Source organism: Variovorax fucosicus (genome assembly GCF_030316825.1).
GTDB lineage: Bacteria > Pseudomonadota > Gammaproteobacteria > Burkholderiales > Burkholderiaceae_C > Variovorax > Variovorax fucosicus.
This window is the reverse complement of the sequence record NZ_JASZYU010000002.1, coordinates 962,238-984,022: the sequence shown is the minus strand read 5'-3', so window position 1 is coordinate 984,022 and position 21,785 is coordinate 962,238. Positions and strand designations below refer to the sequence as shown.

The following is a 21,785-nucleotide window of genomic DNA, read 5'->3' as shown; positions in this document are numbered from 1 at the left end:
GGCGTGGCCTGTCGTTCAGGCTGGTGGCGCGTACGAGTCGCACCTCCTCCCTCGTGCCGGTCATTCCGGCATTGAGGCGGGATCAGGGCCTGGACTTCGCTTCCAGGCCCTTGAACAGGACCTCAAGCAGCGTGTCGCTGAGCGAGGAAACGGCGTCCGCGCTGGTGGGCAGCTCGCCGTAAACCTCCTTGAGCAGCCTGCTGAGCGTGAACGTCAGCACACACGCGCCAACGATGATGTTCGTGACGTCCCGCACGGGCAGCCGACGGACCACCCCCGATTTGATCGCCGACTCGATCGCCGCATTGAAAGTTGCATAGCCACGGATCATGTAGCGCTTCGCGAGCCACTTGAGGCGCGGCGAGTCGTTCATCCCCTCATGAATCAGGATGCGCGTTAGATCGGGATCGGCTGCGTTGGCTGATATGAAGCGCCGGAGCATGACCTTTAACCGTGAGAGGTCGTCCACGTCGCGCAGGTCTTCCAGGTTCAGCGAAAACATGTTTCCCCGGACGTGCATGAGGTGTTCAACCGCTGCTTTCCAGAGCTTTTCTTTGGTGCCGAAGTGGTAATGCACCATCGACTGGGTCAGCCCGGCCGCGGCCGCGACCGCCCCCGTACTGACCGCATCGAAACCATGCTGCGCGAACAGTGACACGGCGGCTTCGAGCAAGCGCTCAGCCGGCACTTCCGACACCGGCGCAGCTGGAGGCGCAGCACGCCGTGAGGCGGATTTCACAGGAACAGGGGCGGCAGTGGCGGTCCGTTTCATTTCTGGGGATTGTAGATTATCAAATCGAATTTCCAGATAGATAAACCTACTCAGTCGGTCAACGTCGTAGACGAGTGTGACCGCGACCTAGTAGCTGGCTCTCTCCGCCCGCCGTGCTGAGCGCCGCGCCGAGCAGTCTGCGCGGCGTTTGCAGATGGGGCATTTCTAAAACGTGGAGAAAAGCTGCCCGCCGTCTATCACGATGCTTTGTCCGATGATGAAGCTCGCGTACTGGCTGCACAACAGCGCGCAAAGCGCGCCGACGTCCTTGGCGTCGCCAAGCTTGAGGGCCGGGATGCCCACCTGGGCGATCCACTTGTCCTCTTCCTGCTTGTATGTCGTTCCGTTCTCTTTTGACTGGGTCTCGAACCTTTGCTGCATGGCAGCGGTATCGAACATGCCCGGCAGAATGTTGTTGATGGCGACATTGCTCTTCGCAAGCCCACTGGAGATCGCGGCCGTGTAGTTGCACAAGGCGGCGCGGGGCGGCCCTGAAAGAAGGCGGCTCTCGTGCGGCCGTTTTGCCGCAATCGTGCCGATGTTGACGACGCGGCCGAAGCCGCGTTTCGCCATACCGCCGACAGTCGCCCGCATGAGTTCCACCGGGCCCAGCAGCGTGGTTGAAAGCGCGCTCATCCACTCGTCCGGTTCTGGATCCAGATAGCTCTGGAGAAACCGCGGCGGCGAACAGGTGATAACGAGTATGTCGGGCTCGGGACAGGCCGCGAGCAGGCGTGAGCGGCCTTCAGGGGTACCATGGTCGGCGACCACGGGAACAACACGGACGCCGGTGGCCTGCGCAATCTCCCGAGCGGCCGCTTGCAATCGAGCCTCGCCCCTCGCCGATATGCAGACCTCGACGCCTTCCCTGGCAAGCGCCAGGGCGCTTTCTTTTCCCATCCCGGCGCTGCCGCCCGCGATGATGGCCTTTTTTCCTTTGATCCCGAGTTCCATCTTCTATCCTTTCGGTGCATTGCGTGGGCCATCACTATTCAGGCTTGATACCGGCCTCCTTGAAGGCCTGCGCGCCACGCGCTACGTCCTCCTCGATTCGCTTGGCGAGATCTTCCGCATTGCCGCTCAACGGCCTGATCCCGCGGGACGCGATTTTTGTTTCGACAAATTCCTTGCTGGCGAGGACTGCCTGGATGTCGGCACTGATCTTGTTCACGACGGGACTGGGTGTACCGGCGGGCACAAATACGCCGTACCACAGTCTCGAGATGAGATAGGGGAAGCCTTGCTCGGCGGCCGTCTTGACATTGGGGAACTGCGGATGGCGTGAAGAACCCGTCATTGCGAGCACCTTGAGCTTTTTCGCCTGGATGAGTGGTTCGGCGACGTTGGTGCCCCCCATCCCCAACTGGATCTCGCCGCCGGCCATCCCGCTTAACACGGGCCCGATGCCCTTATAGGGTATGGCAAGCAAGTCGATTCCTTCCCGCTTGTTCAATGCCAGGAAAGCGAGGTCGGCCTGGCTGCCCTTCGAAAACGAACCGAAACTGAGTTGCTTCGGGTGCGCGCGAGCGTATGCCACGAGTTCCCGAAGGTCGTTCACCGGCAAGCTCTCGCTCGCGAGAAGGAACATTTCCGTCTGTGCCACGAGCGACACCGGCACAAAGCTCTTGTCAGGGTCGTACGGCAGCTTCGCATAGAGAAATCGATTGGCGACGAGCGTAAAGTCGCCCGTTGCCAAGATCGTGTATCCGTCTGGCGGGGCTTTGGCCACGAACTCGGCGCCTATCAGCGAATCTGCACCTGCACGGTTCTCCACGATGACTGGCTGCCCCCATTTGTTCGATAGCTCAACGGCAAGCGCTCGATACAGGATGTCCATGCCCCCGGGCGGATACGGCACCACGATTTTCACCGGCTTTTGCGGAAACGGCTGCGTCTGCGCATTCGCACAAAAGCATGAAAACACCAACCCGATCAAAACAAGCATCCACTTCATATCGTCTCCTTGGTTCTAAGGCAGTCCAACTAGTCCTTGACTGGTGTCAATAGACTTTTGTTTTTGCAGCTCTCGGGCAGCTTTCCATCCAGCAGCGCCAAGATGTTGGCGACCGCCGTACGCGGGATCTGCTCAATCGTTTGCACCGTATGGCCGACTGAGTGCGGCGTCAGGATGACGTTGGAAAGCTGCCGGAACGGGTGGCTGGTGGGCAGCGGTTCAGTTTCGAACACGTCGAGGGCGGCGGCGCCCACCTGGCCGGACTGCAAAGCTTCCAACAACGCGTCCTCGTCCACGAGCCCGCCCCGGGCGGTATTGACAAGGAGCACACCACGCTTCATCAGTTGCAGACGGCCTCTATCCAGCCAATGCCTGTTGCCATCGTCCAGCCGGGTCATCAGCAGCACCACGTCGCTGGCGGCTAAAAGGTGATCGCTTGACACCAAGGAAATGCCGTCCTCGTTTTCCTGTGCCCCGCGGGTGTGCACCAGGATCGTGGCCTGCCAGCCCTTGAGGCGCTGAACGATCTCGCGCGTGATGCCGCCATAGCCCACGATGCCGACGGTGCGACCCTTCAACATGTTGCGGTGCTGGACACGTTCGCCACCTGCGCGAAGCTCGGCTTCCGTTTCGCGCAACCGGTACAGCAACGCAAGCACGAGCATGATGGTCGCTTCGGCCATGCTCTCCCTGCTCTCGCGAATCTCCCCGTTGACCACCGGGATGGACCTGCGTGCGGCCTCCTCGACATCAATCCAGTCATAGCCGAGCAGCGGCGACACGATTCCTCGCAGCGCCGGCATCGCATCCATTTCCCTGGCCCCGCAGGGGATCATCAGGCAGACGAGCACGGTGGCTTGCGCCAACTCCGGAAAGTCCAGCAGGTCCTGGCTTTCGGTTGCAATGACGGCGGCCGAACGACCAGCGTCCTCGAGCAATGACGCGATTTTCTTCATGAGCGGCCCGGCCCGCGTCGGCCCGATGATGAAGAGCATGTGCTTGCCCGAACGTGCTAGTTTCGAAACGATGGATCAACCCGGTCCAGCATTCGCAGCAGGGGCGGCCAGTCGCGGTGATCGGCTTTTCCACGGTTCTCGTGAAACAGGTTCGCGGTCTTTTCAATTGCGTCCCGCGATGGCATCAGGGGTTTGACCCCGCTGCCGAGCGCCGCCACTTGTGCCTGGCAGGCGCGTTCGAGGTAGTACATCGTGCCGAAGGCTTCGGCAACCGTGCGGCCGCAGGCCAGCAGGCCGTGGTTCTCCAGAATCATGGCGTTGTGTTCGCCCAGGTCCTTCGCCAACCTCTCCCGCTCGGCGAGGTCGATGGCGATACCTTCATACGCATGCCGGGCAATGCGATTGTGGAATCGCATTGCATGCTGCGTGATCGGAAGCAGCCCCTCGGGATGCGTTGACACCGCCATCCCTGCCGCCGTATGGGTATGCATTACGCAGCGCACATCGGGACGCGCGGCGTGCACGGCACTGTGGATCACGAAGCCGGCGGCATTGATGCCGACTCCGGTCGGGTCGTCCAGAACTTCTCCGGATGCGCTGACCTTGACCAGATTGGATGCGCAGACTTCTTCAAACAAGAGCCCGAAAGCGTTGAGCAAAAACTCTTCCCCGCCGTCAAGCCGTGCGGAGATGTGCGTGTAAGTCATGTCCGTCATGCGGAAATGCGCGGCCAATCGGTAGCACGCAGCCAGATCCGTGCGTATCGCTTGTTCACTTACCGCGTGGGACGACTTCGGATTGGTGTGGGAGGCAACTTCTGTCAGCATGTCTGGAGTCCTTCTCGCCGTGGGATTCGATCGCTCAGAGACCAAACAGGCGGCGCGCATTCCCGGATGCCACCTGTCGCTTGTCGTTCGGGCTGATCGGGCAGTTGTCAAACCATTCGGTGATTTCGCTCATCGACTCGTAGGGATAGTCGACCGCGAAGAGCACGCGGTCGACGCCGATCTCGCTGATCGTATGGAGCAGCCCCTGCGTGCGAAACGTCCCGGAAGTCGTCACATAAAAGTTGTCGCAGAAGTACTCCATCGGCGTGCGCAGATGCGTTCCGTGCGAGCCCGGCAATTGGTGGCGAAACCGATGCTCAACCCGGGGCAGCGAAAGCGCCAGACCTTCACCGAGGTGTCCGAGCATCACATTAAGTTTTGGAAAACGATCGAAGAGCCCGCTCAACATCAGCCGAAGCGCGTGGGTGGCAGTTTCGTGGCCGAAACCCCAGGCGGATCCGACGAGGCCCGGGTAACCTTTGTAGGCTTTGCGTTGACTCGTGAGTGGCATGCGGGGATGGAGGTAAACCGGCACCCCCAACTCACTGACGGCCTCCCAGAAGGGCAAGACTTCCGGCTCGTCCAGGTATCGCGCGTTGTCGTCGCCCAAGTCGGTGAATCCGTTGACAAGAACGCCGACGCACCCGAGTTCTCTGCACGCCCTCTGCGCTTCCAGTGCCGCCTGTTCGGGATCTTGCAGCGCGACACAAGCAAAGGTCTTGAGGCGCGCGGGATCCCGCCTCGCCAATGTCTCGGCCGCATGGTCATTCATGCGCCGCGCAAAATCGACGGCCGTTGGCGTGTCCTGAATACCTTGAACACCGGGCTGCGTCAGCGAGAGCACCGCGATGGAAATGCCGGCAGCATCCATTTCCGCCAGCCGGCGATCGACATCCTGCAGCCGCTGGTTCAAGTGGGCCAGGTAATCGGCGTTGACAAACCCGAAGGTGGCGGGCGTATCGACTTCGGGTGACTCCCAATGCTCTTCGATCGCGATCTTTCCTTGCATGTCGGTCCTTCACTCTGGTTTGATCCCGGCGGAGCGTACGAACTCCGCCACTGCAGTTACATCGCGCGCTATGCGCTGCCTGAGTTCTTCGGGCGAACTGCCCACCGGTGTCAGACCCACCTGAATCAGGTTCTTCTCTGCGAAATCCTTGTTTCTGACGACGTCCGCGAAGTCCTGGCTCAATTTCTTGACGACAGCCTCGGGCGTGCCTGGCGACCATCGCCACATCTCTGACAAGATGGTCATTGTGAATAGACTAATCTGTTTTGTCAATAGATGTATTTAATACGCTTCCTCCGTGGGATGGCCTCGATCTCCACCGCCATGGAACAACAACGCTTCGCGGAGATTCAATTCGCGCCCACCTCTTCGTGGTGTGCAAGTGGGCGAGTTCTGCTCAACGGCGGCTGGCCCGTACGGCGCGATGCCGCTCGCGGACATGGGAGCGGAGATCGTCAAGAGAGAACCGCGATGACGGCCTGGGGCAGCGGCCACCACTCAATTGCGGTTTCGCGAGTACCGGCCGAACCGATTCGCTCGGGCAACGCCCGACAAGCCGGTCGAGCGCTTCTTGGAAAGCGGCAGGACATTCACCCTCGCGCAGTTGGAGGGCCAAAGCAAGCGCAGCGCACGCTGAGCGCATGCGCGGAACACTGCATTGGCGCAGACGCAACCCGTAGCGGTCAGGAACCCACTTCGTGGCACTTCCAAGCAAGTGGTGGCGCCGCGCTGCAATCAGCAACGGCCATGTTCCGAGAGACTGGGGGCCTCAATAGCCCACTTTCCACGGAGACACAAAATGCCCGTCATTGTTTGCGAATGCAAGGCCGGAATCCAAGCTGGCGTCAAGGCCAAGATGGCCGCCGAGTTCACCAGCGCGATCAGGGAAATCATCCTCTCGCCGCTCGACCTGATCAGCGTCGTCTTCCATGAAGCCACTCCCGAGAACACCTACCGTTCGGGAGAGGCCACTTCCGAAACGCTGATCTTCTGCCACATACGTGATGGGCGCAGCGATGGCGCCGTGCTGTCGCTGGCCAAAAGGGTGAGCTCGATCTGGAGCGCGTGCACCGGAGCGTCAGAGGACGAAGTCGAGGTGCTCGTCGCACTTTATCCCGCCAAATACGTCGTGCGTGGCGGTGAGCGCCTGCCCGAAGCCCCTCGCGTGTGAGGTCAAGGCAGTCTGCGCTGCATCCTGAACCTCGTACTGAAAAAATAAAAGGAGACAAGTCAATGAAGCCAACCCGCCCCATAGATGCTCACAACCTGGCCGACGAGGCCAAGTTCAACAGCTTTCACTGGTCCGTGCTGCTGTGGTGTTTCGTGGTCCTAGTGCTCGACGGCTATGACCTGGCGGTCGCTGGCATCGCGCTTCCATCGATCATGAAGGCGATGAATGTCGAGGCCGCGACCGCCGGATTCATGGCCAGTTCAGCACTGTTCGGCATGATGTTCGGTGCGATCGCGCTCGGCGCGCTGGCCGACAGGATTGGCCGCCGTTGGGCGATCTCGATCTGCGTATTCATGTTCAGCGTCTTCACCGCGGCGGCCGGGTTCACCAACGATCCGATTACCTTCAGCGTGATGCGCTTCCTCGCCGGGCTCGGCATTGGCGGCGCGATCCCGACAGCGGCCGCGCAGATGACCGAATACTCACCTAAGAAGGTGCGCAGCTTGATGGTCACGCTGATGTGCTGCGGCTACGCGGCCGGCAGCATCCTCGCCGCGCTGCTCGGAAAGCAGTTCATCGAGACCTACGGCTGGCAATCGGTGTTCATTGCCGCGGGCGCCCCAGTGGTGCTGATCCCGTTCATCCTGAAGTACATGCCTGAATCACTGCCGTTCCTGATCAAGCAGCACGACGACACGCGGCTGCGCGAAGTGGTCCGGAAGATGCGGCCAGACATGCGGCTCGAGCCGCACGAGGAGTTTCTCGTTCCCGCTGAGGACAAGGCCGAAGGTCCGACCGTAGGCGGGCTGTTCCTGGACGGCCGCAGCTTTAGCACGTTGATGTTCTGGCTCGCTTTCATGACCTGCCTGTTCATGCTCTATGCGCTCAGTTCCTGGCTGGTCAAGCTGATGGGCATGGCCGGCTACAGCCTCGGTTCCGCGCTGAACTTCCTGCTCGCCTACAACGCCGGTGCGGTCGTGGGCGCCGTCGGTGGCGGATGGCTGGCCGACAAGCTCAACATCAAGTGGGTGACGAGCGGATTCTTCGCGGTCGCCGCCGTCTCGCTGACGCTGCTCGGCTACGGCACTCAACCGCTGTTCCTGATCATTGCCATCGTCGGCGCGTCGACGCTGGGCACACAGATCCTGCTGTACGCGTATGCCGGGCAGTTTTACCCGACTTCGATCCGCTCGACGGGACTCGGCTTTGCTTCGGGGGTCGGGCGCATCGGCGCGATCGCGGCGCCGATCATGATTGGACTGCTGGTCTCGATGAAGCTGCCGCTGGTGCAGAACTTCCTCGCGATTGCAATTGCCGCGGTGATCGGCGGTGTCGCGGTTGCTCTGATCAAGCAAAGGCCATCGATCTCTTCGCACAGCCACGACACGAGCGCCGTCGGCCAGCGGCCTTGATGCTCGACCTGCTGAGGGCGGGCAATTCGATGGCGACCTCTACTCAACGGCCTACTCTCTGAGAAGCGGCGCGGCGACGGACTGGCGCCGATGACTTACGTCCGCTGTCGAACTTCGGCAGCGACAGTCGCGCTCGGACCCGTTAAAGCGGGACTTGGCGGATGCCGTTCCGCCATTGCGCCGCGCTCCGGCGTAGAGGGTCTGATCGCGAGTAATCACCGCAGCGGCTACGCCGGCCGTGTCGCCGGATGCCACGACACGGGCCAGCACGAAATCGGCACCGGCCTTCAGTGCTTTGGTTTCGTCTGATGGCGCGCTGCAAGCCGCAGCCGGCAAGGTTGCCAGTGCTGCGGCGGACCTGAGAAGTGTTCTGCGAACCGGGAATCGGTGAAGCACTGAGCGCATGCGCGGAGCACTGCATCGGCGCGGACATGACCGTGCGGCCACGAAGGTTTCAAGTACACGAGGCTCCAAACGCGGCGCCTCGGACAAAGTCATTGGCGCAGACGCAACCCGTAGCGGTCAGGAACCCATTTCGTGGCACTTCCAAGCAAGTGGTGGCGCCGCGCTGCAATCAGCAATGACTATGTTCCGAGAGACTGGGGGCCTCAATAGCCCACCCTCCCACGGAGACACAAAATGCCCGTCATTGTTTGCGAATGCAAGGCCGGAATCCAAGCTGGCGTCAAGGCCAAGATGGCCGCCGAGTTCACCAGCGCGATCAGGGAAATCATCCTCTCGCCGCTCGACCTGATCAGCGTCGTCTTCCATGAAGCCACTCCCGAGAACACCTACCGTTCGGGAGAGGCCACTTCCGAAACGCTGATCTTCTGTCACATACGTGATGGGCGCAGCGATGGCGCCGTGCTGTCGCTGGCCAAAAGGGTGAGCTCGATCTGGAGCGCGTGCACCGGAGCGTCAGAGGACGAAGTCGAGGTTCTCGTCGCACTTTATCCCGCCAAATACGTCGTGCGTGGCGGTGAACGCCTGCCCGAAGCCCCTCGCGTGTGAGGTCAAGGCAGTCTGCGCGCATCTGCACACAGCCGATCCTCGCAGCATCCGACCCCACTCCACTCACAAACAATCAAGGAAACTTTCATGTCACGCAAACTTGAAGGCAAGATCGCAATTGTTACCGGAGGATCCACCGGAATCGGGCTCGCTACGGCCAAGCGGTTCGCCGATGAGGGAGCGCATGTCATCGTCACCGGACGCCGACAGGCTGAACTCGACGCTGCGGTGTCTGCAATCGATAACGCTACCGGCATCCGGGTCGACTCATCGAACATGGCCGAACTTGACAAGCTGTTTGCTTGGGTGAGATCGGATTTCGGTCGGATCGACGTATTGTTCGTCAACGCTGGCGGCGGCTCGCTGCTGCCACTCGGGAAAATCACCGAGGAGCAGTATGACGACACCTTTGGCAGTAACGTCAAGGGCGTACTGTTTACTGTACAGAAGGCTTTGCCATTGCTTGCGGACGGCGCATCAGTGATCTTGACTGGCTCCACCGCCGCCAGCGGAGGCGCCGAGGGGTTCAGTGTCTATGCCGCCTCAAAGGCCGCCGTACGCTCATTCGCTCGCAACTGGATTCTCGATCTCAAGGGTCGCGGCATCCGGGTCAACACGCTCAGCCCCGGACCCACCAAGACGCCAGGCTTCTTTGGCCTGGCCGGCCCCGACGCCGCACGGCAGCAGGGAATGCTCAATGCCCTCGCCTCGCGGATCCCCATGGGCCGCGTCGGTGATGCGGACGAAATTGCCAAGGCGGCGGTCTTCCTTGCTTCCGATGATTCAAGCTTCGTCAACGGTATTGAACTGTTCGTCGACGGCGGCAAGGCCCAGATTTGAAGATGGCGACGGCAGGAAGAAACTGGCCGTCCAACGCGGGTTTCCCTTTCGCAATATGAGCAAAGTCATCATCACATGTGCTGTCACCGGTGCGATCCACACGCCCTCAATGTCACGGCATCTACCGGTTACACCGGAAGAGATCATCGAAGCTTCGGTCGGCGCGGCCCAGGCTGGTGCCGCGATCATTCACCTGCATGCGCGTGATCCTGTCACAGGCAAGCCGGATCAAAGCCCCGATGCATTCGCCCGATTCTTGCCGCAGATCAAGGCACGCACCGATGCAGTGTTGAATGTCACCAGCGGTGGCTCGCCCTACATGACGATCGAGGAGCGCATCCAGCCGTCAATGCGCTTCGCGCCCGAGGTGGCCTCACTCAACATGGGTTCCATGAACTTCGCACTGTTCCCGATGCTGGCGCGTTTCAAGAAGTTCAAACATGCCTGGGAGCGCGAGGCGCTCGAAGCCAGTCGTGACCTGATCTTCCGCAACACCTTCAGGGATATCGAATACGCCCTGGCGCAATGTGCTTCCAACGACACGCGCTTCGAATTCGAGTGCTACGACGTGAGCCATCTTTACAACCTGGCGCACTTCGTAGAGCGTGGTCTGGTCAAGGCGCCGTTCTTTGTTCAGACCGTGTTCGGGATCCTGGGCGGTATCGGGTCGCATCCTGAAGACGTGTTGCACATGAAGCGGACGGCCGATCGCCTGTTCGGCGATGACTATCGCTGGTCGGTGCTGGGGACAGGCAAGGATCAGCTTCGCCTTGCAGCAATGTCTGCCAGTATGGGCGGCAATGTGCGCGTCGGACTAGAAGACAGCCTATGGCTTGGACGCGGCACGCTGGCCGAGAGCAATGCGGCGCAGGTGCTGCAGGTGCGCCAGATAATCGAAGGGCTCGGTCTCGAAATTGCCAGCCCAGACGAAGCTCGGGAAATCCTCCAGTTGAAGGGCATCGGGAAAGTCAAGTTCTGAGAGGGAACAGGTCGACCGTGTTTGCAAAAGCAAACGGCGGGGGCTCGTTGCCCTGGGCTCACCGCATCGCCGTTGCTGCAGAGCAGCACAAGGAGCCAAGGTGTAGGATAGAGACGCAAGCGATACGGTTGCGGTTCGCTTGCGAGATCAAGGGAGAGGACGCGCCGCACCATGACAGGCGCAAGGCCGAAGCGGAGGCAAGCAATGCATGGCCACCTAGACGCACAAACTGAATATCGCGAGGTTGGGGGCGAATTCGTATCCGGCACCATTGTTGATTCGCGCACCACGCATCTTGAAGTCCTCGCGCGCCGAGCGACCGGCCCCATTTCCTGGCGCTTTCGCCAACCGCGGCTCGCGCTGTTCTGGTTTCGCAACGGCCTCAAAGAGTTGAATCTGGAGCTCGACGGCCGCCGCATCCACTCCGGAATAAAACAAGGAACAAGCCTTGCGCTGTTCCCCGCCTCGACTTCGGTCGAAGGCGAATTCGACGTCGCGCCACAGTTCGACTACACGGTGGTCTTCCTCGACCCGACCGTTGCGTCCGGCGCCGGCTGCCACTTCGATAGGCCGCTGATTGCCTTCGGCAACGAAGATCTGCAACGTGGCCTTTCGGTTCTATGCCGTGAGGCGCGCAATGCAGACAGCCTTTATGGGCTGTTCGCCGAAGGCTGGGCAATGCAGGCACTCGCCCTGCTCGGGCGCGTCAACGGCACCCCCCCAGCCACCGTTCGCCCGTCCGGGGGCCTCGCACCTGGCAGCTTGCGCCGCGTCATCGACTACATCGAGGCCGACTTGTCGAGACCGTTCACGATCGATGGCCTGGCGGAAATCGCCGGCGTCAGTCCCCGGCATTTCATGCGGGCCTTTCGGGACAGTTCCGGGCAGACGCCATTGCGCTTTGTGTACGGCCTGCGTCTCCAGCGAGCCAAGGAATTCCTTTTGGATCCTCGCCGCACCGCAACTGAAGTCGCGCTGGAATGCGGCTTCAGCCATGCTCAGCACTTCAGCACTGCATTCAAGAAGGCGACCGGCGTGACGCCGTCCGATTTCCGCAGGGCTGCAATGCGCTGATGTGTCGCACGGACCGAGGCAGGTGCCGTTTCGGAGACCGCGCCAGTTGACCAGCTCGGGAGCCGGCGCACCTGCGAACGATGCTTCGATTCCTTGGCGGCGGGGAACGGAGAGCTCAGGCTCGAAATTCGCTTAGGTTCTCGGTCAGCCACTCGGTTAACGAGCGAGGAACCTTTCCGGTCAGTTCCTCGACCGTCGACGTTGTTTCGGCGATCGTTGACTCGCGGAACATCTGGTCGAGGCCAACCAGAAGATCGGCTACCAATGGAGAAAGTCCGGCGCCGAGCAGCGCCTCTCGCTGCTCAGCAGGCGAACGGTCGATATAGATAACCGAATGCCCCAGCAGGCGGGCCAACTCCTCTGCCACCTGCGTCATGGTCCATGCGCGTGGACCAGACAGGTGATACGCACGTTGCGACGTTGGCTCGATCTCCTCAAGCAATGCGATGCGGGCCACCTCGGCAACATCGCGGGTATCGATGAAGTTCACCCGGCCATTCCCTGCCGCGCCAGCCCAGGAACCGGCGGCGATGTGTGGCCCCACGCGCTTGAGCACATGGGTGAACGTTGTCGGCCGCAAGACCGTAGATGCGATCGGCTGCTGTGCCAGATGCGCCTCGATCTGCATGTGCCAAGCGAGGGGAAGAAGTCGGGTCGCAGGACCGAGGGCAGACAGTTTGACGATGTGCCGAACGCCTGCTGCGACTGCTGCATCGATCAACGCGATTTCGTTGGCGACCTGTTCGAGGGAGGTGCCATGCGCGATGAAGAGCCGGTCGACGCCGCGCAGGGCCGTCTCGAGCGTCTCCGCGCGGTTGAAGTCAACCTTGAACGTGGCCACCCCTTCGGGCAGTTTCGCTGGGCTGGATTGGCGCGTTAGTACGACGAGATCAACCGGGTCGTCGGCGAACAACGCCGTCAAACTGACGCCAACGCGTCCTGTTGCACCCGCAATGGCAATCCGAGGTCTTTTGGCATTGGAGTCGAGCATTGTCTGCGTCTTCGAGAAGTATCATGGAACGAACGATCCACATATCTTGGAACGAGTATTCCATCTTGTCAAAGGTTCTTTTCAAATGGGCGGAAAGCCACAGTACGACGAAGGTTCCGTCATTGATGCCGCCGTGGATGCCTTCTGGCGTCACGGATACGCGGCTACGACGATCAATGTGCTGACGGAAGCGACCGGACTGTCGCGTTCAAGCCTTTACCAACGTTTTCAGGACAAGGATGGCCTGTTCCAGATCGCACTTGCAACTTATACGGATCGGGTGCTGCGCAGGATGAAGTCATACGAGGGCGGCAGTGCGCGTGCGCGGCTCGAAGCACTGCTGCGCGGGCTGCTGCCCACGGGGTCCCGTCGACCGCCGGGTTGCCTGCTCGCAAGAAGTTGTGCCGAGCTGGTCGATCTGCCGCCGGAAGGACGGAAAGCAGCAATCTCGGGGATGAGCCAGCAGCGCACTCTGCTCGAAAGTCTGCTTCGGGAAGCAATTGCAGTTGGGGAGCTGCCCCGTGGGGCAGATGTCGCCGCGCTGGCTTGGTGTTTTCTCGGGGTGATGCAAGCGATTTTGGATCTACCGCAGGCGGGTGCTACCAGGAGCGAATTGGACCGGATGATCGCTGTTGCAATGTTGGCGTGGCCGGCGGCCGATATCGCGCAAACGAGAACCTAAGCACATACGGGCTCGAAGGTCCCCGACGGGTGAACGCGATTGCCATCATCGCCGGCGCGCTCTCCAAACGCGGCGAAGCCTTTACATCGCGGACAACACTGACTTGACCGATGCCAGAAAAGCTTGTGCCACCCTTGGTCGATGCGGTCTCGCGCGTGCAGTGAGTAGCACTCAAAGAACAACGGCGGATCGAACGGGAGCGCCACCACGCCCGGCGGCCCAAGTGCGCGAAATGCTAGCGGATCCATCACACTGACCCCCAGACCGCGTAAGACCATCATTCACACAGTCGCTGCGTGGGTGGTTTCGATGTCGACGCTGCGCAAGTCGGGCTTGAACGCGTCGATCAACTGCATAGCCGGGTCGTTTGGGGGTGAGTGAAATGAACGACTTGCCTGCGAGATCGGACGAACGAATCATGCGTTTTCCGGCAAGGCGGTGACCTTCCGGCAGGAGGCACACCGCGCGGCCTCGATGGAGCAGCAGTCGCTCGACCGGGTGGGGATCAGGGACGAACGAGGACAGGGCGAAGTCGCAGTAACCCGCGGCTGTCCACTTCGTGATCGTGCTGGTGTCGTTGATCTGGACCGTCACGTGCACGGACGGATGCGACTGACTGAACAGGCGCAACGCGTCAGGCACCACACCTACGCTCATTCCTGGAGAGGCGGCCAACCGGTTGTCGGGCTCCGTCGATCACTCTCGGTAGTAGACCAGTTGGTGCGTGCTCGCGAGCAGCCGCTGCTGGGCGTCCCAAAGTTTCGCGGATTGATCAAAGTAGCCGTCGCGGAAGTTGAGCGCGCGGGCGACGCCGAGCAACGGTCGATCGCCTTGGGCAATCAGCATCTGCGCGTCGGCGTGGAAATATGTGGTCATCGTTACCGTGGCGATCGGCACCGCCGTCCGGCGACGGATGAAGATGCGCGGCATGAAGGTGTCGCACAGGGCCGCCAGCGATGCGTAGTCCAGCGGGCGCGGCGGGTCGTCGCGCACCCACAGGCAGCTCGTCGAGCTCTCCCCTTCGCCACCGTCCCAGTCGCTCGGCATGCCGCCAGCCATCGAGCGCGTCTCGTAACGGCTCACCCAGGGTGGGCCGCCCGCCGAGGGTGAGGGCGCCAGCCGATCGAACGGGACGACTGAGGGCGGCGGCTCCGCCTCGGATCTCGACCAGGTTGGGCGGCGCTTGGCGAAAACAGCCGTCGCTGTCGCGACGACGTCGCCAGATTGCGAAGCGACGATCGACCAGTGCTGGGTTGACCGGTTGGTGCGCGCCGGACGGGCCACGATCTCGTAGGCCCCGTCGGCAATCGGGCTGGCGAAGTTGACCGTGAACGCGACCGGATCGCCGAGGCGCGCCGGGTGCCCCAGCACGGACTGCATCAGCACCGCTGCGATCGTGCCGCCGAAGGGGCCGACCATGTTCGCGTACTCGGCAGTGGTGCGGGCCACGAATCGTTCGTCGCCGAGGCCGTCGAGGGCGATCGCACTATCGAATGGGTGCTCGAGTCTGGCCATGGAATGAGGTCGTTAGATGAACGATCGGCAAGCATAGTCGGGCGCGGGTACTCCTCGCGACCAGAGTTCCACCGTTGACAAGTGAACGAAGCATGGAATATGGCTCGTTCACCAAACGATCGTTATCAGAAGAAGGCGTTCCTCTCCGTGGCTGACGCCCGCACGTGTCAAATGCTCGAGTCTTCACGGTCATCAAGATCCTCGACCTCGAGCAGGCAGCTATTCAGGCGAGCGAATCCAATATCGCTGCCAGCTCCGTCGCCTTGGACAGAAATGGTGAATGGCTACTGTCGAGCGTGAAGTGCCGCTGGCATGGCGTACCCGCTTGCATTGCTCGCTGCGTCTCGATCGATATCGCTCGATCCTGCAGACATTCCACATAGGTACGGTCGACTCTCCCAAACCGATCGCTGCTCAACGACATGCGGGCGGTCCCCATGGTCGCGGGCTCCCCGCAAAGCAGTTGAAGCGCCGTTCGCACCTCGTCTTCCGAACAGTCTGCGTAGAACACATCTTTCGCACGCTCTGGGATGACAGTAGAAACGCGCGTCGAGGGATCCCGGCGAGTCGAGACCGGGATCAACGTGCCTTTGTCCGACATCGCAATGGAGCCAACCGTTTGCCCATGGGGCACCAAGAATGCGGAAACGTATACGAGCCGCGCAATACGGTCCGGATAGGCTTCCGCAGCGAGCGATATGGTAGCGCCCCCCAGGCTGTGGCCGACCAGGATCACAGGCACGGGCGACGCACGCAGCACTTGGCCAACGCTTTCGACAAAGTCTGCAGGCGTGGTTGCCGCAGCAAGTTCAGGGCGGGCCCAGCGACCGGGCAAATCGACCGCGGTCACCATGTGCCCTTTGGCGCGCAATAGGGGAATGAGCTTGTTCCAACACCACGCGCCGTGCCAGGCACCGTGAACAAGCACGTAATGCGCTGCCTTGGATTTTGCAGATCCTACTCCGGCACAAGCCGTGAGGCCAGGCAGGGTGAGCGATGCGGCGCCCGCGAGCATGGTGCGACGGGACATGTCAGATTTCATACGTACTCCTGGTTGTTAGCACTAGCGTGGATAAGTCGAAGGGCTCGACGCTTGCCTGAACTCAATGCAGACACGATCGGCCAACTTTCAATGCTGCAGAATTTTTTCCAAGAAGTCCCTGGTGCGCGGCTTGCGGGCGTCGGGATTGCCGAAGAAGTCTTCCTTCGTGCAGTCTTCGAGGATGCGGCCGCCCACGTCGATGAAGATCACGCGGTTGGCCACCTTGCGCGCGAAGCCCATTTCGTGGGTCACGACCATCATGGTCATGCCTTCCTTGGCCAGGCTCACCATCACGTCGAGCACCTCGCCCACCATTTCAGGGTCGAGCGCCGAGGTTGGTTCGTCGAATAGCATCACGATCGGGTCCATCGACAGCGCGCGCGCGATGGCCACGCGCTGCTGCTGGCCACCCGAGAGCTGGCCGGGGAACTTGTCCTTGTGCGCCATCAGGCCCACGCGGTCGAGCATCTTCAGGCCGCGAGTCTTGGCTTCGTCGACGCTGCGGCCCAGCACCTTGATCTGCGCGATCGTGAGGTTCTCGGTCACCGACAGGTGCGGGAACAGCTCGAAATGCTGGAACACCATGCCGACCTTGGAGCGCAGCTTGGGCAGGTTGGTCTTGGGGTCGTGCAGCGCGATGCCGTTGACCGTGATCTCGCCCTTCTGGAAGGGCTCGAGTGCGTTGACCGTCTTGATCAGCGTGGACTTGCCGGAGCCCGACGGGCCGCAGACCACGACCACATCGCCCTGCTTGATGCTGACCGAGCACTCGTTGAGCACCTGCACCGGGCCGTACCACTTCGACACATTCTGAATCTTTATCAAGTTTCTGCCTTTGAAATCGGAATGGCTAAAAGCCCGATCCGGGTATTTCATGCGCCAACCGTAGATTTGTGAAGTTTAAATATCAAATCAATTGATATCCGATGCTAATCAATGCTCCCTCTGTACACGAGTGCTTCTCGCCATCGTCCGGCTGCGGCATAGTGGCTCCCTTCACCGCTCCTGGCCACGCCATGAATCTGCAGCAACTTCGTGACTTGAATGCCGTGATCACGTACGGCGGCTTTCGCTCAGCAGCCCGCGCGCTCGATGTCTCTCAGGCCGGCCTGACCAAGAGCGTCGCGCGGCTCGAGAACGAGCATGGGCTCTCGTTCTTCGAACGCACGGCCAAGGGCGTGTCACTCACGGCTGACGGGCAGGCCTTTCTTCCCTACGCGCAGGCAGCGCTCATCGAGGCCACGCGGGCCGAGGAATGGCTGCGCGGCATGCAGGGCCGCCGGGCAACGCGTATCGCGCTGGGCGTGTCGGTCGAGCCGTCGCTGCGGCTCGTGCCCGCCGTACTGCAGGACTTTCGCCGAGCGCTGCCGGACGTAGCCATCCACCTGACGCAAAGCGCTAACTCGGAGCTGCTCTCAGCGTTGCGGGACAACAGGCTGGAGCTTGCTGTCATGCGACTGCCCCACATGCTTGACGCGGCGGATTTGCGGGTGGACGTACTCTACGAATCGGAGGCGGTTATCGTTGCGCGCGCCGGCCACCCCAGCGCGGGCGCGCGCACCATTGGCGAGCTGGCCGGCCTCCAATGGGTGATAGTGGGCGCGCCGGGGCGCCCCGGACAGGACGACGAAAGCATCCAAGAGCTGTTCCTGCAGCCACAGATGGGACGCCCGCGCATCGCTGCGGTGTCCGACTCGCTGTTTGGCGCCGTTTCGATGCTGATCGACTCCGACTGCGTGTCGCGCATGCCAAGATCCATCTTGGACCATCCCCTGACGGCGCGGCAGCTTGTGGAGATTAAACTTCCGCACCCATCGCGACGCTACGAGGTTGGCATTGTGTCCAGGGCTAGCCGCAGGCTGAGCCCCGAGGCGAAGACGCTGGTCGCGATGCTTCGCTCTTTCTCGCGCATCAGCCAGGCTGCGTATCGGCGCCCCCCGCCCTGAGCGTGCAATTGCGTTCAACAGCCCGCGCGTACGCGGCGTAAAGTCTTGCAAAGACAGCGCCCGGCGTGCCGTCCCCAATCTGCCGGCCATCGAGCTCGACCACCGGCACCAGTTCCTTCACCGCGGACGACAAGATCAGCTCGTCCGCATCGAACACTTCCGCGCGCGACAGCTCTCGCAGCTCGAAGGGCAATCCTTCATCGCGGCAAAGCGACTCCAGCAGCCCGTAGCGCACGCCTTCAAGCACCCGGTTGCTCCTTGGTACCCCGACCACCCAGCCCTTCTTCACCATCCAGACATTGCTTGCAGAGGCCTCACTGAGCTGGCCGTTGCGGAACATGATGGTGTCGGCAACGCCCGCGTCCACGCTCAACTGCTTCGAGAAAACAGCGCCCAGCAGGCTGGTGGACTTGAGATGCGCCTTGCGCCAACGAAAGTCCTCCGCCGTGATGCAGGCGACGCCGTAGCGGCGATGCGCTTCAGTCGGTACAGGCATCCGATTGACCATGGCGAACACGTTGGGCGCAAGGCCCTTCAGCATGGCATGCTCGCGCATCGCAACACCGCGCGTGATCTGGAAGTAGACCAGTTGATGGCGCACGCCACCCGGGTGCGGGTCGGCTTCTGCATGCATGGCCAGCAACCTCATCGTGAGGCGGTGCCATGCGTCGCGCTCCATCGGGTTGGGAATCCTCATTTCGGCTAGGCCGCGCGCCAGGCGCGCCATGTGGGCTTCGAACATGAAGGGCTGGCCCTCGTAGGCCGGCACGACGTCGTAGATCGCATCGCCAAAAAGAAAGCCCCGGTCGAGGACGGACACCTGCGCCTCGCGCAGGTTGGTGAACTCGCCGTTGAGGTAGCAAGGCCACGGCGGAATGCTCTCGGGGACCGCCGGCCTGGCGTCAATCGAACCAGAGATAAAGGCGGGGGACGGTTTCGGGGACGGCAAGGCGGTGACCTCCTGAAGTGACCAGCCATCGTGTGCGCAGTGACACTGCGCGTCCACAGCTTCGGTGTCATCGAGATTGCCGTTGCGCATCGCCCGCCGGCTCATGAGTACTCACACCACGCCGCGTTCGCTTCCGACTGATAGCGATGTGGAATCGCGATGCCGACGGCGGCATGGACAGCCCGCATCGCGGCATAGACCATCCGTTGGTCTCCCCTCCACTCTTTCTGAAGGAAAAAAGATGCGCAATCCTCTCCCCACATGGATCGTCGGCGTCGCTCTGGCAACAAGCTTTTCGACGAGTTCGGCGCAGACGCTGGCAGCGCCGCTGTCAGGCACGCTGAAGAAGCTCGCCGACACAGGCACGATCGCGCTCGGCGTGCGGGAAAACCAGGTTCCCTTCGCCTACGTGGACGACAACCAGAAGGTGATCGGCTTCACGGTCGACATCTGCAAGGCCCTGGTCGACAGCCTGAAGGCCGATGCCGGTATCAAGGCACTCCAGGTCGAGCTCAAACCTGTGACGGCGCAGACCCGCCTCGCGCTGCTAGGCAACGGCACCATCGACCTCGATTGCGCCAGCGTCAGCAACAACGCGGAGCGCCAGAAGCAGGTCTCGTTCAGCAACACATTCTTTCTGACGGCCACCGCGTTCGCTGCCAAGAAGAGCAGCAACCTCAAGTCGATTGCCGATCTCGCGGGAAAGACCGTCGTAGCCGTGCCAGGCACGAACCACATGGTCATCCTCAACGAGATGAACCAGAAGCAGAACCTGAACATGCGCATCGTCAGCGCCAAGGACCAGCCCGAGGCGTTCCTGATGCTCTCGACAGGCCGGGCGGCGGCGCTGGTCAGCGACGATGTGCTGCTCGCCAGCGTCATCGCCAGCGCCAAGAATCCGGAAGATTATTTAATCTCGCCCGATATCCTCACCCCGCCCGCGCCGTATGGCCTCGTGATGCGACGCGATGACCCTCAGTTCAAGGCTGCAGTTGACAAGGCGCTGACCGCGTACCTCACGTCGCCGGCCGCAAAGGCCAACTACGACAAGTGGTTCGTACATCCCATCCCGCCACGCGGGCTGCGAATGAACTTCCCGATGGGTGCCGCGCTCAAGAAGGCCTACGCCAAGCCCACAGACTCGATCGACCTCACCGCTTACTGATCACGGGGCATCGCGTGAACTACCAATGGAATTGGCGGGTGTTCCTCGAACAGTCGCCCAACGGAGGCGGCGCCTATGGCTACCTGCTCGCCGTCGGCCTCGCGAACACCGTGGCTGCCACGCTGTTGATTTTCGTGTTGGCGCTGACGCTCGGCACCGCGGTCGGTGTGCTGCGCACGCATCCTTCCAGGAAGGCGCAAGCCGCAGGCCGCATCTATGTCGAGGTGTTTCGCAACATTCCGCTCATTGTGCAGCTCTTCATCTGGTATTTCGTGCTTCCCGAACTGCTTCCGAAAGCACCCGGAGAATGGGTCAAGCAGTGGGAGGCGGCGCCGTTTTTCACCGTGGTGATCGGCATCGGCTGCTACATGGCGGCGCGCGTGGGCGAGCAGCTGCGCAGCGGCATTCAGGCCCTCGCGCGCGGCCAGCAATTAGCCGCGGCGGCGCTGGGCATGACCCTCTCTCAGTCGTACAGGTACGTGCTGCTGCCGCGCGCGTTTCGCATCACCTGGCCGATGCTGACCACCGATGCCATGGGCACCGTGAAGGCCACGTCCATCGGCCTGACGATCGGCTTCGTCGAGCTGACCGCGCAGGCGCATTCGATGCAGGAGTTCTCCTTCCGGGTGTTCGAGGCCTTTCTGGCAGCGCTCACCATCTATGTGATCCTGAACTTCGTGATCGTCACGGTGATGCGCCGCTTCGAGCGCCGCCTCGAACTGCCCGGCTTCGGCGGGAAGTAAGCGCCATGTTCTCCGGATTCGACTTCGCCGCCATCTGGGTTTCCCTGCCCTACCTGCTCACGACGGGCCTTGCATTCACCGTGAAGCTCACGCTCGTGGCCGGCTTCTCGGGCCTGCTGCTCGGCTGTGGGATCGCGATGGCCCGGCTCAGCAAGAGCAGGCTGTTGCGCGCCTTCGGCGACGCGTACGCCAACGTGTTCCGCGCCATTCCGCTGGTGCTCTGGCTCTTCGCCTTCTATGTGCTTGCGCCCTACGTCGTGGCATGGGTGGTCGGCTCGCCCACGCCCGTGCCGTTCAGCGCCCCCGTGTCAGCCTACCTGAGTTTCGTGCTCTTCGAAGCGGCGTACTTCTGCGAGATCATCCGTTCCGGCATCCGCACGATGCCGAACGGGCAGGTCGCCGCAGCACAAGCCCTCGGCATGAACCGCATGAGCGCCTTTCTCTACATCGTGCTGCCACAGGCGCTGCGCAAGATGCTGCCGGTACTGCTCATGCAGTTCATCGTGTTGTTCCAGGACACCTCGCTGGTCTACGTGCTCTCCCTGGACGATCTCTTCGGTACTGCCTCGAAGGTCGCGCAGCGCGACGGCCGCCTGGTCGAGATGTACCTTTTCATCGCAATCTTCTACTTCTGCATTTCCTTCGCGCTCTCCAGCTATGTGCGTGCGCTGCAGGAACGAATTGCCCGCGCCGGCTGATGATCTTCTCGCGCCCGGACTTCCTCTTCATCCAAAACATCGAAAGACA

At 61.6% G+C, this 21,785-nt stretch carries 25 protein-coding genes; 12 read left to right on the top strand and 13 right to left on the bottom strand.

Annotated elements, in window-relative coordinates:
• Positions 1-82: 82 nt before the first annotated feature.
• The 7 genes from QTI05_RS16895 to QTI05_RS16865 all read right to left on the bottom strand — a co-directional run bounded on the left by QTI05_RS16895 (position 83) and on the right by QTI05_RS16865 (position 5,764).
• Positions 83-772: a TetR/AcrR family transcriptional regulator gene (locus QTI05_RS16895; RefSeq protein WP_286622316.1), complete on the bottom strand. Its 690-nt coding sequence runs from the start codon at positions 770-772 to the stop codon at positions 83-85.
• 165 nt (positions 773-937) lie between these two features.
• The gene (locus QTI05_RS16890) at positions 938-1,726 is read right to left on the bottom strand and encodes an SDR family oxidoreductase (RefSeq protein ID WP_286622315.1); all 789 of its coding nucleotides are present in this window, start codon (positions 1,724-1,726) and stop codon (positions 938-940) included.
• Between the two features lie 34 nt (positions 1,727-1,760).
• On the bottom strand, positions 1,761-2,726 hold the full coding sequence (locus tag QTI05_RS16885) for a Bug family tripartite tricarboxylate transporter substrate binding protein (RefSeq protein WP_286622314.1): 966 nt from the start codon (positions 2,724-2,726) through the stop codon (positions 1,761-1,763).
• Between the two features lie 29 nt (positions 2,727-2,755).
• Entirely contained in the window at positions 2,756-3,721 is a 966-nt protein-coding gene (locus QTI05_RS16880; protein WP_286622313.1) for an NAD(P)-dependent oxidoreductase, read from the bottom strand.
• A 17-nt stretch (positions 3,722-3,738) separates the two neighbouring features.
• Positions 3,739-4,509 carry a class II aldolase/adducin family protein gene (locus QTI05_RS16875; protein ID WP_286622312.1) on the bottom strand — a complete coding sequence of 257 codons (771 nt, stop codon included), beginning with the start codon at positions 4,507-4,509 and terminating at the stop codon, positions 3,739-3,741.
• A gap of 34 nt (positions 4,510-4,543) precedes the next feature.
• Positions 4,544-5,518: an amidohydrolase family protein gene (locus tag QTI05_RS16870; RefSeq protein ID WP_286622311.1), complete on the bottom strand. Its 975-nt coding sequence runs from the start codon at positions 5,516-5,518 to the stop codon at positions 4,544-4,546.
• A 9-nt stretch (positions 5,519-5,527) separates the two neighbouring features.
• Complete coding sequence (locus QTI05_RS16865; RefSeq protein ID WP_286622310.1) at positions 5,528-5,764, bottom strand: hypothetical protein; 237 nt, start codon at positions 5,762-5,764, stop codon at positions 5,528-5,530.
• Positions 5,765-5,816: 52 nt separating this feature from the next.
• On the opposite strand from QTI05_RS16865, the gene QTI05_RS27865 reads away from it, so the two are divergent.
• The 7 genes from QTI05_RS27865 (at position 5,817) to QTI05_RS16830 (ending at position 12,005) form a co-directional block, all read left to right on the top strand.
• Positions 5,817-5,993, top strand: a complete 177-nt coding sequence (locus QTI05_RS27865; protein WP_353505959.1) for a CoA transferase — start codon at positions 5,817-5,819, stop codon at positions 5,991-5,993.
• 324 nt (positions 5,994-6,317) lie between these two features.
• Positions 6,318-6,689, top strand: coding sequence for a tautomerase family protein (locus QTI05_RS16855; RefSeq protein ID WP_286622308.1), 372 nt, complete (start codon positions 6,318-6,320; stop codon positions 6,687-6,689).
• Between the two features lie 62 nt (positions 6,690-6,751).
• The gene (locus QTI05_RS16850; RefSeq protein ID WP_286622415.1) at positions 6,752-8,101 is read left to right on the top strand and encodes an MFS transporter; all 1,350 of its coding nucleotides are present in this window, start codon (positions 6,752-6,754) and stop codon (positions 8,099-8,101) included.
• A 639-nt stretch (positions 8,102-8,740) separates the two neighbouring features.
• A complete protein-coding gene (locus QTI05_RS16845) occupies positions 8,741-9,112 on the top strand; it encodes a tautomerase family protein (protein WP_286622308.1) in 372 nt (123 codons plus the stop codon).
• 87 nt (positions 9,113-9,199) lie between these two features.
• Positions 9,200-9,952 carry an SDR family oxidoreductase gene (locus QTI05_RS16840; RefSeq protein ID WP_286622307.1) on the top strand — a complete coding sequence of 251 codons (753 nt, stop codon included), beginning with the start codon at positions 9,200-9,202 and terminating at the stop codon, positions 9,950-9,952.
• A gap of 55 nt (positions 9,953-10,007) precedes the next feature.
• Positions 10,008-10,931 carry a 3,5-dioxohexanoate:acetyl-CoA acetone transferase gene (kce, locus tag QTI05_RS16835; protein ID WP_286622306.1) on the top strand — a complete coding sequence of 308 codons (924 nt, stop codon included), beginning with the start codon at positions 10,008-10,010 and terminating at the stop codon, positions 10,929-10,931.
• 204 nt (positions 10,932-11,135) lie between these two features.
• Positions 11,136-12,005: an AraC family transcriptional regulator gene (locus QTI05_RS16830; RefSeq protein ID WP_286622305.1), complete on the top strand. Its 870-nt coding sequence runs from the start codon at positions 11,136-11,138 to the stop codon at positions 12,003-12,005.
• A 115-nt stretch (positions 12,006-12,120) separates the two neighbouring features.
• On the opposite strand, the gene QTI05_RS16825 is transcribed toward QTI05_RS16830, so the two are convergent.
• A complete protein-coding gene (locus tag QTI05_RS16825; RefSeq protein WP_286622304.1) occupies positions 12,121-12,996 on the bottom strand; it encodes an NmrA family NAD(P)-binding protein in 876 nt (291 codons plus the stop codon).
• 46 nt (positions 12,997-13,042) lie between these two features.
• On the opposite strand from QTI05_RS16825, the gene QTI05_RS16820 reads away from it, so the two are divergent.
• Positions 13,043-13,678: a TetR/AcrR family transcriptional regulator gene (locus QTI05_RS16820; protein WP_286622303.1), complete on the top strand. Its 636-nt coding sequence runs from the start codon at positions 13,043-13,045 to the stop codon at positions 13,676-13,678.
• Positions 13,679-13,849: 171 nt separating this feature from the next.
• Here the strand turns inward: QTI05_RS16820 and QTI05_RS27860 are convergent, their stop codons facing one another.
• The 4 genes from QTI05_RS27860 to QTI05_RS16805 form a co-directional block, all read right to left on the bottom strand.
• Positions 13,850-14,353, bottom strand: a complete 504-nt coding sequence (locus QTI05_RS27860) for a LysR substrate-binding domain-containing protein (RefSeq protein WP_353505958.1) — start codon at positions 14,351-14,353, stop codon at positions 13,850-13,852.
• A 21-nt stretch (positions 14,354-14,374) separates the two neighbouring features.
• Positions 14,375-15,193 (bottom strand): acyl-CoA thioesterase, encoded by an 819-nt coding sequence (locus tag QTI05_RS16815; protein ID WP_286622302.1) that lies wholly within the window; start codon positions 15,191-15,193, stop codon positions 14,375-14,377.
• 223 nt (positions 15,194-15,416) lie between these two features.
• Positions 15,417-16,223 carry an alpha/beta fold hydrolase gene (locus QTI05_RS16810; protein WP_286622300.1) on the bottom strand — a complete coding sequence of 269 codons (807 nt, stop codon included), beginning with the start codon at positions 16,221-16,223 and terminating at the stop codon, positions 15,417-15,419.
• A gap of 99 nt (positions 16,224-16,322) precedes the next feature.
• Complete coding sequence (locus tag QTI05_RS16805) at positions 16,323-17,060, bottom strand: amino acid ABC transporter ATP-binding protein (RefSeq protein WP_286622299.1); 738 nt, start codon at positions 17,058-17,060, stop codon at positions 16,323-16,325.
• Between the two features lie 191 nt (positions 17,061-17,251).
• Between QTI05_RS16805 and QTI05_RS16800 the strand changes: the two genes are divergently transcribed.
• Positions 17,252-18,181: a LysR family transcriptional regulator gene (locus QTI05_RS16800; RefSeq protein ID WP_286622298.1), complete on the top strand. Its 930-nt coding sequence runs from the start codon at positions 17,252-17,254 to the stop codon at positions 18,179-18,181.
• Here the strand turns inward: QTI05_RS16800 and QTI05_RS16795 are convergent.
• The gene (locus tag QTI05_RS16795) at positions 18,147-19,220 is read right to left on the bottom strand and encodes an aminotransferase class IV (protein WP_286622297.1); all 1,074 of its coding nucleotides are present in this window, start codon (positions 19,218-19,220) and stop codon (positions 18,147-18,149) included. The two genes, QTI05_RS16800 and QTI05_RS16795, sit on opposite strands and share 35 nt — an antisense overlap.
• A 151-nt stretch (positions 19,221-19,371) precedes the next feature.
• Between QTI05_RS16795 and QTI05_RS16790 the strand changes: the two genes are divergently transcribed.
• From QTI05_RS16790 to QTI05_RS16780, 3 genes are read left to right on the top strand one after another with little or no spacing between them, the layout of a single operon-like run.
• Positions 19,372-20,295, top strand: a complete 924-nt coding sequence (locus tag QTI05_RS16790; RefSeq protein WP_286546131.1) for a transporter substrate-binding domain-containing protein — start codon at positions 19,372-19,374, stop codon at positions 20,293-20,295.
• 14 nt (positions 20,296-20,309) lie between these two features.
• Complete coding sequence (locus QTI05_RS16785; protein WP_286622296.1) at positions 20,310-21,038, top strand: amino acid ABC transporter permease; 729 nt, start codon at positions 20,310-20,312, stop codon at positions 21,036-21,038.
• 5 nt (positions 21,039-21,043) lie between these two features.
• Positions 21,044-21,736, top strand: coding sequence for an amino acid ABC transporter permease (locus QTI05_RS16780; RefSeq protein WP_286546128.1), 693 nt, complete (start codon positions 21,044-21,046; stop codon positions 21,734-21,736).
• Positions 21,737-21,785 lie beyond the last annotated feature (49 nt).

Bases quoted from the DNA above. Each gene is read 5' to 3' on its own strand.
- QTI05_RS16895 (WP_286622316.1), bottom strand. From the start codon at position 772: ATGAAACGGACCGCCACTGCCGCCCCTGTTCCTGTGAAATCCGCCTCA.
- QTI05_RS16890 (WP_286622315.1), bottom strand. From the start codon at position 1,726: ATGGAACTCGGGATCAAAGGAAAAAAGGCCATCATCGCGGGCGGCAGC.
- QTI05_RS16885 (WP_286622314.1), bottom strand. From the start codon at position 2,726: ATGAAGTGGATGCTTGTTTTGATCGGGTTGGTGTTTTCATGCTTTTGT.
- QTI05_RS16880 (WP_286622313.1), bottom strand. From the start codon at position 3,721: ATGCTCTTCATCATCGGGCCGACGCGGGCCGGGCCGCTCATGAAGAAA.
- QTI05_RS16875 (WP_286622312.1), bottom strand. From the start codon at position 4,509: ATGCTGACAGAAGTTGCCTCCCACACCAATCCGAAGTCGTCCCACGCG.
- QTI05_RS16870 (WP_286622311.1), bottom strand. From the start codon at position 5,518: ATGCAAGGAAAGATCGCGATCGAAGAGCATTGGGAGTCACCCGAAGTC.
- QTI05_RS16865 (WP_286622310.1), bottom strand. From the start codon at position 5,764: ATGACCATCTTGTCAGAGATGTGGCGATGGTCGCCAGGCACGCCCGAG.
- QTI05_RS16855 (WP_286622308.1), top strand. From the start codon at position 6,318: ATGCCCGTCATTGTTTGCGAATGCAAGGCCGGAATCCAAGCTGGCGTC.
- QTI05_RS16850 (WP_286622415.1), top strand. From the start codon at position 6,752: ATGAAGCCAACCCGCCCCATAGATGCTCACAACCTGGCCGACGAGGCC.
- QTI05_RS16845 (WP_286622308.1), top strand. From the start codon at position 8,741: ATGCCCGTCATTGTTTGCGAATGCAAGGCCGGAATCCAAGCTGGCGTC.
- QTI05_RS16840 (WP_286622307.1), top strand. From the start codon at position 9,200: ATGTCACGCAAACTTGAAGGCAAGATCGCAATTGTTACCGGAGGATCC.
- kce (WP_286622306.1), top strand. From the start codon at position 10,008: ATGAGCAAAGTCATCATCACATGTGCTGTCACCGGTGCGATCCACACG.
- QTI05_RS16830 (WP_286622305.1), top strand. From the start codon at position 11,136: ATGCATGGCCACCTAGACGCACAAACTGAATATCGCGAGGTTGGGGGC.
- QTI05_RS16825 (WP_286622304.1), bottom strand. From the start codon at position 12,996: ATGCTCGACTCCAATGCCAAAAGACCTCGGATTGCCATTGCGGGTGCA.
- QTI05_RS16815 (WP_286622302.1), bottom strand. From the start codon at position 15,193: ATGGCCAGACTCGAGCACCCATTCGATAGTGCGATCGCCCTCGACGGC.
- QTI05_RS16810 (WP_286622300.1), bottom strand. From the start codon at position 16,223: ATGTCCCGTCGCACCATGCTCGCGGGCGCCGCATCGCTCACCCTGCCT.
- QTI05_RS16800 (WP_286622298.1), top strand. From the start codon at position 17,252: ATGAATCTGCAGCAACTTCGTGACTTGAATGCCGTGATCACGTACGGC.
- QTI05_RS16795 (WP_286622297.1), bottom strand. From the start codon at position 19,220: ATGCGCAACGGCAATCTCGATGACACCGAAGCTGTGGACGCGCAGTGT.
- QTI05_RS16790 (WP_286546131.1), top strand. From the start codon at position 19,372: ATGCGCAATCCTCTCCCCACATGGATCGTCGGCGTCGCTCTGGCAACA.
- QTI05_RS16780 (WP_286546128.1), top strand. From the start codon at position 21,044: ATGTTCTCCGGATTCGACTTCGCCGCCATCTGGGTTTCCCTGCCCTAC.